This is a genomic window from Pseudomonas sp. HLG18, from assembly GCF_051903985.1.
Lineage (GTDB): Bacteria > Pseudomonadota > Gammaproteobacteria > Pseudomonadales > Pseudomonadaceae > Aquipseudomonas > Aquipseudomonas fluorescens_BT.
In genome coordinates, this window is the sequence record NZ_CP195831.1 from 1,439,987 (window position 1) to 1,454,168 (window position 14,182).

10 protein-coding genes are annotated in these 14,182 nt (G+C 61.9%); 3 read left to right on the plus strand and 7 right to left on the minus strand.

Annotated elements, in window-relative coordinates; translation table 11 throughout:
* Positions 1-121 precede the first annotated feature (121 nt).
* From ACSPX5_RS06565 to ACSPX5_RS06580, 4 genes are all read right to left on the minus strand, one after another.
* Entirely contained in the window at positions 122-1,234 is a 1,113-nt protein-coding gene (locus ACSPX5_RS06565) for an alkene reductase (RefSeq protein ID WP_439821223.1), read from the minus strand.
* Between the two features lie 148 nt (positions 1,235-1,382).
* Entirely contained in the window at positions 1,383-3,620 is a 2,238-nt protein-coding gene (locus tag ACSPX5_RS06570; protein ID WP_439821224.1) for a molybdopterin cofactor-binding domain-containing protein, read from the minus strand.
* The gene (locus ACSPX5_RS06575; protein WP_169429958.1) at positions 3,617-4,090 is read right to left on the minus strand and encodes a (2Fe-2S)-binding protein; all 474 of its coding nucleotides are present in this window, start codon (positions 4,088-4,090) and stop codon (positions 3,617-3,619) included. The genes ACSPX5_RS06570 and ACSPX5_RS06575 overlap by 4 nt, the downstream gene beginning before the upstream one ends.
* Positions 4,087-5,352, minus strand: a complete 1,266-nt coding sequence (locus ACSPX5_RS06580; RefSeq protein WP_439821225.1) for a cytochrome c — start codon at positions 5,350-5,352, stop codon at positions 4,087-4,089. Before ACSPX5_RS06580 ends, ACSPX5_RS06575 begins: the two co-directional genes overlap by 4 nt.
* A gap of 310 nt (positions 5,353-5,662) precedes the next feature.
* On the opposite strand from ACSPX5_RS06580, the gene ACSPX5_RS06585 reads away from it, so the two are divergent.
* From ACSPX5_RS06585 to ACSPX5_RS06595, 3 genes are all read left to right on the plus strand, one after another.
* Positions 5,663-6,862 (plus strand): MFS transporter, encoded by a 1,200-nt coding sequence (locus ACSPX5_RS06585; protein WP_439821226.1) that lies wholly within the window; start codon positions 5,663-5,665, stop codon positions 6,860-6,862.
* Positions 6,863-6,962: 100 nt separating this feature from the next.
* On the plus strand, positions 6,963-7,886 hold the full coding sequence (locus tag ACSPX5_RS06590) for a LysR family transcriptional regulator (RefSeq protein ID WP_207867532.1): 924 nt from the start codon (positions 6,963-6,965) through the stop codon (positions 7,884-7,886).
* 187 nt (positions 7,887-8,073) lie between these two features.
* Entirely contained in the window at positions 8,074-10,956 is a 2,883-nt protein-coding gene (locus ACSPX5_RS06595) for a winged helix-turn-helix domain-containing protein (protein WP_207867535.1), read from the plus strand.
* On the opposite strand, the gene ACSPX5_RS06600 is transcribed toward ACSPX5_RS06595, so the two are convergent.
* The 3 genes from ACSPX5_RS06600 to ACSPX5_RS06610 form a co-directional block, all read right to left on the minus strand.
* On the minus strand, positions 10,943-11,557 hold the full coding sequence (locus tag ACSPX5_RS06600) for a response regulator transcription factor (protein WP_207867537.1): 615 nt from the start codon (positions 11,555-11,557) through the stop codon (positions 10,943-10,945). The genes ACSPX5_RS06595 and ACSPX5_RS06600 overlap by 14 nt on opposite strands.
* A 77-nt stretch (positions 11,558-11,634) precedes the next feature.
* Positions 11,635-12,006 carry a response regulator gene (locus ACSPX5_RS06605; RefSeq protein ID WP_207867539.1) on the minus strand — a complete coding sequence of 124 codons (372 nt, stop codon included), beginning with the start codon at positions 12,004-12,006 and terminating at the stop codon, positions 11,635-11,637.
* The gene (locus ACSPX5_RS06610) at positions 12,006-13,967 is read right to left on the minus strand and encodes a PAS domain-containing sensor histidine kinase (RefSeq protein WP_243433480.1); all 1,962 of its coding nucleotides are present in this window, start codon (positions 13,965-13,967) and stop codon (positions 12,006-12,008) included. The genes ACSPX5_RS06605 and ACSPX5_RS06610 overlap by 1 nt, the downstream gene beginning before the upstream one ends.
* Positions 13,968-14,182: the final 215 nt, after the last annotated feature.

A 14,182-nucleotide genomic window follows, 5' to 3' on the forward strand; every position in this document is an offset into this window, starting at 1 on the left:
ATATTTTTTTTCCTGCACCTCTCAACGTTCCCCACTGTCTGGCCTTGAAATGGGTTCACACCTGTTTCAGGGCCAGACACCCTTTATCGCTTTTTCGGTCCCCACAGGTTGGCCTGGGAAATCAGGAGTGAACCGGGTAATCCACATAGCCACGCTGGTCGCCACCGAAGAACGTGCTCGGGTCTGGGGTATTGAGCGACAACCCGTCGCGAATTCGCCTTGGCAGATCGGGGTTGGCCAGAAACGGTCGGCCGAACGCGATGATGTCCGCGCGGCCATCAATCAGGGCCTGTTCCGCGGTCTCGGGGTCGTAGCCTCCGGCGATCATCAGCACGCCGTGCCAGTCCGCACGCAGCTGACTGATGATGGCGTCCCAACGCGGATCGTAGTTTTCATCCTTGACGGTGCCTACGACGGCGGGCTCGACCAGATGCAGGTAGGCCAGTTTCCAGCGATTCAACGAACGCACGATATAGCCGAACGTCGCTTCAGGCGTTTCATCGCCCATGCCCATGAAGCGCCCCATCGGCGTCAGACGAACGCTCACGCGCTCTTCACCGATTTCGTCGACCACGGCGGCGACCACTTCCAGCAACAGGCGTGCACGATTTTCCAGGTTGCCACCGTACGAATCTTCGCGCTGGTTACTGTTGCTGTTGATGAATTGATCGAGCAGATAACCATTGCCCGCGTGAATTTCCACGCCATCCATCCCGGCGTTCAGCGCATTGCGCGCGGCTCGGCGGTAGTCGCTGATGATGTCGGCAATTTCCGACGTCTGCAGTGCGCGCGGCACCGGCACATCTCCCCAGATCCCGTTGCCATCCGCATCGACGATGAAGGTCTTGCCCGGTACGGGCAATGCACTCGGGGCCACCGGCAATGCGTTGTCGGGTTGAAAGCTGGGGTGGGATACGCGACCCACGTGCCAAAGCTGCATGAAGATCAACCCGCCAGCCTCGTGTATCTGGCGGCTGACTTCGCGCCAGGCGTGCACCTGTTCATCGCTATAGATTCCAGGCGTCCAGGCATAGCCCTGGCCCTGGCGGGAAATCTGCGTTGCTTCGGTGATGATCAACGCGGCACTTGCGCGTTGGCGGTAGTACTCGGCGTTCATGGCCGTCGGGATGTCGCCGGGTTGTCCGGCGCGTGAGCGGGTCAGCGGCGCCATCGCCACCCGATGGGGGAGTGTGTAGGGGCCCAGGGCGATAGGGCGGAACAGGTGCTGCGTCATGAGTGTTCTCCAGTCTTTGAAAGGCGTCGGCAGAGGGTGTCGGACGCTGGGTCTGGCACCGGATGGCCTTACGTTAAGCGGATGCTCTGCGCTTGATAATCCATGCGTGTCGCTACGCTGCATTGCGTGGAATGCAACGCTGCGACGTTCAGGACGGTTGTTCCGAGCGAGTCAGAGGAAGGTTCAACCAGCGCCGGCCGGTGGCGTTCGCCACGGCATTGCCGATGGCCGCCGCCATGGGGCCCTGGACGATTTCGGCAGCCCCCAGAAACGGTTGTCCGGGCTGGTCGAGCAGATGAACGTCGACCTTTTTCGGTACCTGCGTAAAGCGCAGGATCGGGTAGCCACTCCAGTCGTAGCTGCGTATGCCGCCGGCGTCATAGGCGACTTTTTCATACAGCGTCCAACTGGTGGACTGGACAATCCCGCCTTCGACCTGATTGCGCAGCCCGTCGGGATTGACGATCTGTCCCACGTCCACTGCCGTGACGACATGATCGATCTGCACTTCGCCGGTCTGCGGATGCACCCGAAGACGCACGGCGATGGCGCAATAGCCCATGATGTTTTTGTAGCGAGCGAATGCGAAGCCGAGGCCTGCGCCAGGCTCGCTGCTTTTTTGCGGCCAGTCGACAGCGTCGCGAACCTGCTCCACCACGGCCCGTGCCCGGGGATCCGTCAGGTGCGCAAGGCGCAAGGCAACCGGATCAATCCCGGCACTGGCGGCCAGCTCGTCCAGGCACGCTTCAATCGCGAAGATGTTGATGTGCGCGCCGAGCGAGCGCATGGCCGAGGTGCGAAACGGCATCTCGGTGACGAAATTCATGTTGATGCGCTTGGAGGCCAATGTGTACAGCGGCACCGCATTGCGATCCCCGTCGCCTTCAGGTTGTGCGATCGGCACCGACGGCGCGGACACGAAGGGGCGAGCCAGAAGTCGCGCCGGTAGCAATCGTCCGGCATTGACGATGCGTTCGTTGTGCGGTGTTGTCCACAGTTCATAATTCCAGTCCTGCAGTCTTGCGTGTGCATCGAGGTTGGCTTGCACTTCGGTGACCATCGCTGAACTGTAGGGCTCCCAGAGGTTCTCCTGTTCGCGCATCCATTGCACTCGCACCGGCGTGCCCGGCAGTTGCATCGCAATCAACGCTGCGTCGGCCGCCGCATCGTCTGCGCCGTTGTGGCCGTAGCAGCCGGAGCCTTCGGTATGGATACAACGAACGCGCTCTGGGGGTAATCGCACCATTTCGGCGATCCCGGCACGCAGGGGATACACGCCCTGAGTGTGGGTCCAGACGGTGAGGGTGCCGTCCTTGAACCAGGCCACGGCGCATGATGGGCCGATGGAGCCGTGCATCAGATACTGCTTGGTCACGCGTGCGCGATAGCTGTGGTCGGTCGTGCCCCGCGGCGTGCCCTCCTGGCTGATGGGGTAGCGGCGTGAGGGGAGGGTCTCCAGCAACCCATGGATGTCTTGCGCCTCGGGTATCGCCTGTCCGCCAGTCCAGCGCGCCGATTCGTAGCCGCTGCGCATGGCTTTGATGGCTTGCCACTCGTCACGCGCCACCACGGCCAGATAGTTGCCGTCGCGAATCACCTGCACCACACCGGGCAGCGTTTCGATCGATTGCGCGTCGAAGGTTTCCAGTGTGCAGCCTGGCCGAGGCGGGCGAATGACCCGGGCGTGCAGCATGCCCGGCAGACGTATGTCCTGAACAAACGCGGCGCCGCCGCTGACTTTGGCCGGAATATCCAGCCGCTGCAGCGAATGGCCGATCACCTTGAATGACGTCGCGGACACGCTCGGCGATTCGGCTTTGGCGTAGAGGTGCAGATCGACGTTTTTGACGGCATCGGCATAGGACATTGTTTGTCCGGTGGGGCCGTGAATGATGCCTTCCCGGGTCGTCAGCCGGGCAGGTGTTATCTCCCAGCTTCGCCCGGCCGACGCCAACAGCAGCTCTCGCACCTGTGCCGCCGCATTGAACAGCGCGGTTCCGCTGTCGAAAATGCTGTGGCTGCCGGCGGTATAGCCCTCGTTTGGCGTCAGTGCGGTGTCGGCGGTCAGCAGGTTGATCGCTGTCGGGGACACCTCCAGACGTTCAGCGGCAATTTGCAGCAAGGCTGTTTTGACGCCGGTGCCCAGTTCAACCTTGCCGGTGTAGACGGTGATGCCTTCAGGGCCGACGCGGATCCAGGCATCAAGCCAGGGGTTGGTACGCAGGCTGCCGGGGAGGTCAGGCGCCAGCACCACGGTGCCAAGCGTATCGACTTCGGTGTCCGCCCAGGCACGCCGCGTTGCGGGCAGCAGGGTAAACGCTACCAGCAAGGCGCCTCCACGCAAGAATGCGCGGCGACCGTGATCGACCTCTTTGATCCCTGTCATGGTGCGCTCCCGTTTTGCCCGGCCACCAGGCTGATCGCTTCGATAATCCGCAAGTGAGTGCCGCAGCGACACAGGTTGCCTGCCATGTGCTCGCGAATGGTCTCTTCGTCCGGGTGTGGGTTGCTTTCCAGCAATGCCTGCGCGCGCATCAACATGCCGGCAATGCAGTAACCGCACTGAGCCGCCTGTTTGTCGATAAAGGCTTGTTGCAAAGGGCCGGGATGTTCGGCGGTGCCGAGGCTTTCGACCGTTCTGACTTTTTTGCCATCAAGGCCCGCGCAGGGTGTCAGGCAGGAAAAAACGGGCTGGTCATCGACGATGACGGTGCAAGCGCCGCATTGCCCCAGACCGCACCCGTACTTGGCGCCGTTCAATCCCAGATGATTGCGCAGCGCGTAGAGCAGCGGCATGTCAGGTTCCAGCTCCAGAGTCTGGGCGGAGCCGTTGACGTTGAGTGTGAGGTGGGTCATTTCGTCTCCTGACGTAGCGCTTCGAGAGTGGCAGAAAGGTCTGTCCAGGGCTGGTCGGGTCTGGCTTGTCGACGCAGGTATGTCGCCAGGGCTATGAGTTGATCGTTGTCGAGGCTGGCGGCAAACGGCGGCATCACCGGTCCGGGCAAGCCCGGCGTTGCCGGGATGCCTTCGAGCACGGTTTTCAGGAAATTGCGCGGGTGTAACGCTTGCAGCGCTGACGTGCGTTCCAGTGACGGACGCCCGTCGATTTCGCGCATAGGTGCCGCGGCGGCATGGCAGCCGGCGCAGGCGCTGGCGAACAGCAGGGCGCCCGTGGACTGATCGGAGAGGCCTGCGTTCGCCGTTGCATCTTGCGTTTCGGTGATCGCTTTGTTTGCCGGCAGGCTCAGCAGATACTCGGCAATCGCCTGTGCATCATCGACCGGCAAGGCGGCCAGACCGAGGCTGACCGGGCGCATCGGGCCGGCCGCCGTGCCGTGTCCGTCCACCACTTCTGCCCGCAGATAGCTCACCAACTGATCGTTGCTCCACGCGTTTGCACGGTGAGCCATGCCGAGCAGCGACGGTGCTTCCCAGCCGTCCACGACACCGCCCGACAGGCTTTCACCGGACTTCTCGGCACCGATCAGGTTCAACGGAGAATGACAGCCTGCGCAGTGCCCGGGCCCTTCGACGAGATAACGCCCGCGATTCCATGCATCAGATTGCTGCGCCATTGGCGTCAGTGGTTTTGCATGCAAGAACAGCAGATTCCAGAACGACACCAGCGGGCGGATGTTCATCGGGAAATTCATGCGGTTTTCCCGCGGCGGCGAGTTCACGGCCGGGCCGCTCATCAAATAGGCATAGGCATCGGCGATGTCCTCTACGGTCATGCGCCGGTAGTGAACGTACGGAAAGGCCGGGTACAGGAAGTGGCCGTCGCGGGAGATTCCTTCACGCATCGCCCGCTCGAACGCCGGCAGCGACCATTGCCCGATGCCGGTCTGCGGATCGGGTGTGATGTTGGTGCTGTAGAGCGTGCCGAACGGCGTCACCAGGGGCAGTCCCCCCGCCAGGTGTTGGCCGCCGGGACGTGTATGGCACACCGCACAGTCACCGGCCTCGACCACTCGCGCACCGCGCTGCAGTTGCTCGGAACTGAATGTTCGCGGACGTTCGACGGGCTCGATCGCCGGGCGCCACATCAGTACGACGGCCCCGATTGCACCGAGTGAAGCGACGATTGCTGCGCTGATCCACAGAGGCTTGGATCTCAAGAACTGACCTTTCATGAGGACGTGACCTGCGAGAGACGCGGGGCGGGCATCAATGACGGATTCGAGACCATGAAGAGCTCCTTGGGCGACCGGGAAGGGCGCCGATGGGGAGCCCTGTGCCAGGTACCCAAGGGTAGAGAGGATGTCGGCGTTCGGGTATTGCCGGAGCACGCAACAGAGTATTGCGTCAACAGCAACGTGCCGTTCGTTGCGGATGACGCATCACTCAATTGCCCGAAGGATGGATTCTCGGCGGCGACCGGAGTCCTTAGCCTTGCCATCACTTTCGCAAATCAGATGAGGTGTCACCATGCTCACGGGTAACCCGGCCGCTGCAGCCAAGTCCGAACAATCCGCTTCTCTCTCCGGCCTGATGGTCGCCTTCCTTGCGTTTTGCTGCGGCGCGGTCGTGGCCAATCTCTATTACGCGCAACCCATTGTCGAACTGATCGCGCCGCAGATCGGCCTGTCCAGCGCCAATGCCAGCCTGATCGTTTCGCTCACGCAGTTGGGTTATGCGTTGGGACTGCTGTTGCTGGTGCCGCTGGCCGATCTCATGGAAAACCGACGTCTGGTGGTGGGATTCACTCTCGCAGCGAGCGCGACCCTGATGGGTGCCGGCCTCACGCATTCGCCATCGATGTTCCTCGTTCTGTCGTTGCTGATCGGTCTGACTTCGGTAGCGGTGCAGATTCTGGTGCCACTGGCCGCGCATCTGGCGCCTGAAGCAACCCGTGGCCGCGTGGTGGGTAACATCATGAGTGGCCTGTTGCTGGGCATTCTGCTGTCGCGTCCGCTGTCGAGTCTGCTGGTGGAAGTATTTGGCTGGCGCGGGGTGTTTTTCAGCGCGGCGGCACTGATGGCCTTCATCGCCCTGATCACTGCGATTGTGCTGCCGCGACGTGTTCCGTCACATCAGGCGACTTACGTGGCGTTGATCTGCTCGGTGTTTGCGCTGGCTCGTCGTTATCCGGTTCTGCGCCAGCGTTCCTTGTATCAGGGATTGTTGTTTGCCAGTTTCAGTCTGTTCTGGACCCTTGCGCCCATCGAGCTGATGCGTCACCACGGTTTCAGCCAGGTGCAGGTTGCGATTTTTGCTTTGGTCGGCGCCGTCGGTGCAGTCGCAGCGCCAATTGCCGGACGCCTGGCCGATGCCGGGCATACCCGCCGCGGGACACTCGTTGCACTGCTGCTGGCGCCGGTCTCCTTGCTGATTGCTGCATTGCCCGGCAGCGGTTACATCTGGCTGGTCGTCTGTGCGGTGCTGCTGGACTTCGCCGTGCAACTGAACATGGTGCTGGGCCAGCGAGAGGTGTACGCCATCGATCCGCACAGCCGTGCGCGCCTCAATGCGGTGTACATGACCAGCATTTTCGTGGGCGGGGCGTTGGGATCGCTGGTGGCGAGCCCTCTCTACGAGCATTTCGGCTGGCAGCTGTCTGCCGTCAGCGTGGCATTGCTGCCGGCGCTGGCTCTGGCGATGTTCCTGGGGCACAAGGCAAATGCCTGAGGCGCTCGAATCGCGGGGGGCGATGGGGCACGGTCATACAAGACGCCTGGCGTTTGGTGATGCACAATCAGCCCCGTTCCTTTTTGACCGGGTCGCGCTTATGGACAAGTTACTGGCATTGAAGATGTTTGTTGAAACCGTGCGGTGCGGCGGCTACTCCTCTGCGGCGCGCAAGCTCGGTATTTCGACTTCATCGGTGACTCGCCAGGTGGCGGGGCTGGAACACGAGCTGGGTGCCAGCCTTCTTAACCGCACGACACGCAACACCAGCGTGACCGTCGCCGGGCAAAACTATTTCGAGAAGGCTGTGGCCATTCTTGATGCCATCGACGAGGCAGACGCGATCGTCGCGGACCGTGGAAGCGAGGCGCAAGGGCGCTTGCGCATCAGCGTTCCGGTGGAGTTTGGTCGAAGGATCATCGCGCCCCATCTGGGCCGGTTGCTCGAGCGACATCCGGGACTGGAATTAAGCATTGCGTTGAGCGATCAGGTCAGCGACCTGCTGAGCGAACAGATTGATGTGTCGGTGCGTCTAGGGTCGTCAGTGGTCAGTGAAGACATCGTCAGCAAGCGGGTCGGCGCTTTCGAACGCTGGGTGGTGGCCAGTCCGGATTACCTGAGTCGTCACTCGGTGCCGTGTCATCCCCGTGACTTGCTCGAGCACGCCTGCCTGCGCTTCGATTACGCGGGTTCTCACCAGAACTGGACGTTCCAGGGTGATGAGGAAACCATCCAGCTCAATGTGCACGGTCGCCTGCAAAGCAACAATGCCGACATCCTGCGAGAAGCGGCAGTGGCGGGCGGCGGGGTGACATTGCTGGCCGACTGGCTGGTGCGCGACGATGTTGCGGCTGGCCGGCTGACACGGTTGTTGGCACGTTATGAAGTCAATCCCGGCAGTGCGAGCAGTTGCATCAACGTGTTGTATTTGCCCAATCACCGGGGTTCGAGCCGAATCAATGTGTTCATTGATTTTCTTGAGGAGATTCTTGACGTTGCCCGGCGAACTGACGGCGTTCAATAAACCGCTGCGAAGTGAGATCCTCATGGCTGGAAACGGGTGAAATCAAGGAGCGACATCCCGGCGCTACACGGGAACAAATGTCTGCGCCATGCTTGAACGATCGTGCAAAACTCCTATGATGCAAGGGCCTGCGCCTGCTGTCTGCAAGCGGCGCCGTCACCTTCGTTCCCAGGAGAGATCGATCTTCGTGGAGTCCTATCCAGACGCCTTGCACGAATCCCTCACGACCCAATTCGTTTTCGGTCCGTTCAGCGTCGTTCCAGGAAAAAGATTACTGACCAGAAACGGCGTTCCGGTGGAGATCGGCGGGCGGGCGCTGGATCTGTTGATCGCCTTGCTCGAGCAACCGGGGCGGGTGCTGTCCAAGTACGACCTGATCGACAAGGTGTGGCCCGACAGCGTGGTGGCCGAAGGCAGCCTGCGCTTTCATATGACCGGCCTGCGGCGGATTCTCGGGGACGGTGAGGAGCAGGCCCGTTACATCGCGACCCAGGTGGGCGTGGGGTATGCCTTCGTCGCACCGCTGGAGAAAAAAACCACCGCTATTCAACCGGCGTCCGTTGCGCTTAGAGCTGCCGAGGGCGTCTGCAGTCTGCCGCCCCGGGCCAAACTGATCGGCCGTGAGGCTGACCTGCAACTGGTCATCGACCATATGCAGCAACCGAAGCTGTTCACCATCGTCGGCCCCGGTGGCGTCGGCAAGACCAGCCTGGCCATCGAAGTGGCGCATCGCATTGCGGCCCAAGGCTTTGAGCGCGTCAGCTTCGTCGATCTGGCGCAAGTCGAAGACTGCGCTTTGGTACCGTCGGCACTGGCCAGATCGCTGGAAATCCCGGTGCAGGCGGAAGACCCGACGTTTGTCCTGCTCTCGCATTTGCGGGAGCAGCGGTTGATGCTGGTGATCGACAACTGCGAACACCTGATCGACGCGGTGTCGACCCTGCTGGAGCAGATCAGCGACACCGCGCCGGATGTCGGGGTTCTGGCCACCAGTCGCGAACCGCTACGGGTGCGTGGCGAATACGTGCACTGGCTCAATCCGCTGGAATTTCCCCGCGAGCGGCAACGCCTCTGCGTTGAGGAATTGCTGGCATTCCCGGCCATCAAGCTGTTTGTCGAACGCGCCTCGTCGAGCAATGCCGCGCTGCTGCTGGAAGCGGGCGGTGGGCAGATGATTGCGGACATTTGCCAACGGCTGGAAGGCATGGCGCTGCCGATCGAACTGGCGGCGATGCGGGTCGCCAGCCACGGATTGAAGGCCACCCACGCGCTGCTCGGCGAGCGCTTCTCGCTAGGCTGGTCAGGGCGCAGAACGGCCGTGCCACGCCATCAAACCCTGCGCGCCATGCTCGACTGGAGTTATGACCTGCTGTCGCCGCAAGAGCGCCTGGCGCTTGAGCGGTTTTCGGTGTTCGTCGGGCCGTTTTCCCAGGAAGCCGCCGCTCAGGTGGCGGCCGAATCGCAACACGAAAGCACCACGGCGGCCGCGATCCTCGATGATCTGGTGTGCAAGGGACTGGTCACGGTCGATCACAGCGACTCGACGGATTCGTATCGATTGCTGGAAATGACACGCGCCTACGCCCGGGAGAAATTGACGGTGCGGGGAGAGGCCGAGGTCAATGCGCTGGCGTTCCGGCACGCGGCGTTTTACATGGACCTGCTCAGCCATCTGGGGACTTCCCCCGACGCAATTTTCCGTCACTCGGCGCGTCTGGCCAGCCAGTTGGGCAACGTTCGCGGTGCGCTGGAATGGAGCTTCGGGCCCCATGGCGATCCGGGTCTGGCGTTGCCGCTGGCGGCCGCGAGTGCGCCGTTGTTCCTGCATTTTTCCTTGCTGGTCGAGTGCCGCAGCTGGTGCTCCCGGGCGGTGGAACTGCTGGAGCTCGGTTACTACGGCACGCCCACCGAAATGGAACTGCAAGCCGCGCTCGGCCTGGTGCTGATGTTCACCCGAGGCAACAGTGAAGCCGCCGAAAAGGCCTTGCTCCGGGCGCAGGACATCGCCGTCGCGCTGAACGACTACGGCTCGCAATTGAGGTTGCTGGGCCGCTTGCAGATCTTCTACGAGCGCATCGGTGATTTCCCTTCGTCCCTGGCCTGGGCGGAGCAGGCAGCCGTGGTCGGCAACATCCTCAACGAGCCCGCCGCCATCGCGATTGCTTCATCGCTGACGGGCATCTCCCACCATCTGCTGGGCGATCAGCGTCTGGCGCGCCAGGAGCTGGAACGCTCGCTGCGCAACAGCTTGCCGTCCCATCCCAGCAACACGATTTATTACGGCTTCGATCACCGCAATCGCACCGGGCTGGCACTGGCCCGTTCGCTGTGGTTGCAGGGTTTTGCCGATCAGGCCCGGCACTGGGCCGAACTGATAGAAGCCGAAGCGTCGGCGCTGCAGCATCCGGTCACCTACTGCATCGCCATGGTCTGGATCTTGTGCATTTATATCTGGACCGGTGATCTGGCGAAGGCAGCTGCCAGCCTTGAGCGGTTCAGCGCTGTCGCCGAAACCAACGCACTCGGTCCCTACATTGCCGCCTGCCAAGGGTTGCGCGCGGCGATCGCCATCCGCGCCGAGGAACCCGGCGAAGCGGTTGCCATGCTGGAAGAAAGTCTGGCGCGGTTGCGTGGCATGCGTTACGAACTGCTCACGACCTCATTCGAAATCGCACTGGCCGAAGGCCTGATTCTGGAGGGCGAACACCCAAAGGCACTGACTCTGGTCGACGGCACCATCGATCACTGCCGGCGAAGCGGTGATGCCTTTGCACTGCCGGAGTTGCTGCGAATCAAGGCCGGTATTCTCAAGGTCGTCCAGGCCGATGATGTTCAGGCCATGCTGGCCGTTCTTGAGCAATCCATTGCGCTGAGCCGCGAACAGGGCGCCTGGGCTTGGGAGTTGCGGTCATCGATGGATCTGGCCCGGTTCTGGCTTGAACAGGGTCAGCCGGATCAGGCCCGGACGTTGCTCGGTGCCTGCCGCGAGCAGGCTTCGGAAGGCTTCGACAGCCTCGATCTGCTTCGGCTGGAAAGCTTCTGGCAGAGTTTGCCCGTCACGCCGGTGTAATCAGGGCGGCCATTTTCACCAGGTCCGCCAGCGAGCGGGCCTTCATCTTGCGCATCACCTTGCCGCGATGGGCCTTGACGGTGATTTCGCTGATGTTGAGGTCAGCTGCAATCAGTTTGTTCAGCCGCCCACTGACCACCGAAGCCATGATCTCCTGCTCGCGCGGCGTCAGAGTCTTGTAGGCCTCGAGCAGTGAGCGCAGGTGCTTTTCTCCCTCCAGCGCCACACGACTGCTTTGCAGCGCATCGGCCATGGCGGTGAGGATCACATCGTCATTGAACGGCTTGGTCAGAAACTCCACCGCACCGGCTTTCAAGGCCCGCACCGTGCGCGGAATGTCTCCGTACCCGGTGATGAAAATGATCGGCATGTTGTAGCGCTCATCGGCCAGGACGGTCTGCAGGTCCAGACCGCTCAGGTCAGGCAGGTTGATGTCGAGCACCAGGCAACTGGGCACCAGCGCCCGGGGCGCGTCGAGAAAGTCCTGCGCGGACTCGAAAAGCCGTGGCTGCCATCCAGCGAAGCGGATCATCAGTTCCAGCGACTCGCGCACGGAAATATCGTCGTCGACAACGAATACGACGGGCGTGACATCACTCATCGGTAATGCTCCACGGGAAAGGGCCATTGCGTTGTTCGCGTTCAACATGTCGATTCCTTTTCTGTTCGGCTTCACGCTCAGTCCAGGGGCAGGGCGGCACTAAGTGCCTTGAGCAACTGGGCTTCGCTGAACGGTTTGAAAAGGCACTCCACCGCGCCGTTGTTCAACAGCTTCGCCTGTTCGCGAGCGTCCCCGTGAGCGGTGATGAAAATCACCGGGATGCAATAGCCGCGACGCAGCAGTTCCTTGTGCAGATCCGGCCCGGACATGCCCGGCATGGCCACATCGAGAATCAGGCAATGGGTCAGGTCGAGATAAGGCGACGCCAGAAACGCCTGCGCCGAGGCAAATGCCTGGACGGCAAAGCCGAACTCCTTGATCAGGTCAGGCAGTGATTCACGAACCGATTCGTCGTCATCGACCACCGATACGAGCAAATGCGTACCCATCAATCATTCTCCACGGTGCGATCGGCGAGGTCGCGGTTATCGGTTTGCGGCAAATCCGTCGAAAGCGGGATGGCAAAGGTAAACGTCGTACCCGGGCCGTCGTTGGCGCTGGCCCAGAGTTTCCCGTCGTGACGCTCGATGATCGAGCGACTGATGGACAGACCGACGCCCATGCCCGAGCTTTTGGTGGTGTAGAAAGCATTGAAGATGCGCTCGACGTCCTGCGGATCTACCCCGTTGCCGCTGTCCCTCACCGCCAGGTAAACGTTCTCGTCCGCCCCCAGGCCGGTGCTGACGATCAACTGCCGGGGCCGGCCGTGGATCGCACTCATGGCCTCGGCGGCATTCATGATCAGGTTGAGGATCACCTGCTGAAGCTGGACCCGGTCACCCCTGACCAGCGGCAGGGCTTCGGCAAATTGCGGATGCAGCACCACGCCGTTGCGTTGCAGCTCGCCCAGCAGCATGGCGATGACTTCCCGTGCCGCGTCATTGAGGTCGACGTTTTCAATGGTGATGCTTTTTTTCGAGAACAACGCTCGCAACCGGTTGATCACATCGGCGGCCCGATTGCCGTCGCGAATGGTGCGGCGCGCGGTTTCCCGGGCTCCGTCGACATTCGGCGGATCGGCTCCGAGCATCCGCAGGCAGGTGCTGGCATTGGTGATGATGCCGGCCAGCGGCTGATTGACCTCATGGGCAATGGACGCGGTGACCGCCCCCAGGCTTGCGACTCTGGCCAGATGCGTCAGTTCGGAACGGGCCTTGTTCAACACTTCTTCGGCGAGCCGGCGCTGGGTAATGTCCTGCAGGGCGGCGATGTATTCGACGCCGTCCGGCGCATGGGTGATCGAATGCGCCACCAGCCGCACGTATTTCACTGTGCCGTCGGGCATCAGCAGCCGATGTTCGTGTTCGAAGTCACGCCCCTTGCGGCGTTGTCGTTTGATCATTTCCCGATGGCTGGAGATATCGTCCGGGTGCACGCGACGATAGATCGCCTCGAAGCCGGGCGGGGTGTCCGGGTCCAGTTCAAGGATGCGGTAGACCTCGTCCGACCACGTGATCTCGTCTGTACTCACCCGCCAGGAAAACGTGCCGGTAGCACTCAGGCGTTGGGCCTTGGCCAGAAAGACTTCCGCCCGCTTGCGGTCTTCGATATCGGTGTTCTCACCATACCAGCGCTCGACCCGGCCTGTGTCATCGCGCTGGGGCACGGCGCGGATCAGAAACCAGCGGTAAATGCCGTCGAAGCGCTTCAGACGAGCCTCATACTCACCGGCGCTGCCCGATTGCAGAATGGCTTGCCAATAGACCGCCAGTCCCGGCGCGTCGTCCGGGTGGATGGATGCCGTCCAGCCATCACCGCAGGCTTGTTCGAGGGACATGCCGGTGTAGTCGCACCAGCGTCGATTGACGAAGCCGACGCTACCTTCCGGCGAGGCACTCCAGACAAAACCCGGAACGGCATCGATGATCCCGCGCAGACGCTCTTCCGACGCGCTGACTTCGGCGAGGGCGCTGGCGATCAAGGCCTTGTCCCGCCGGCGCTCATCGATATCGACCTGCAGCACGCACCAGCGCGTGATGGTGCCTTCGCTGTCTCTGATCGGCAGGCCGCGCACATGGAACCAGCGATAGACTCCGTCGGCGCGCCGAATGCGATGCTCGATCTCGTAGGGGGTGCCGGTACTGACCGAGTGCATCCAGGCGGCGATGACCGAGGGTAAGTCGTCCGGGTGTACGGTTTCGCCGGCTTGCCATTTTTTCAGTTCATGGAGCGGGGCACCGATGTAATCCATGATTTGCCGGTTGACCTGCTCCAGTTCACCGGAAGGCGTCATGAACGCGACCATGGCCGGGATGCTGTCGATGATCGAATCGACCTCCGGCGCTGGCATGAGCGCATCAACCGCGCGGTCTGGAGCGTCCTTGATGACGCGCTCCTGCTCGTTCGTCATACCGATTCTCATTGTTTGCAGTCACCGTCGAACAAAGATGCGCCTTCGCATGGCACTCGCCCATCATACTTTGGTGTCGCCCGTAGCGAATATCTGCCGCCATCGCACACTGCGATGGGCATCACAGTGCCGGTTTTGTAAGCCACTGTATCCAGGGCCTGTCGAGCCATACAAGCATGCAAAGCGCCCGGTTCGGGAAACCGCGCAGATACATT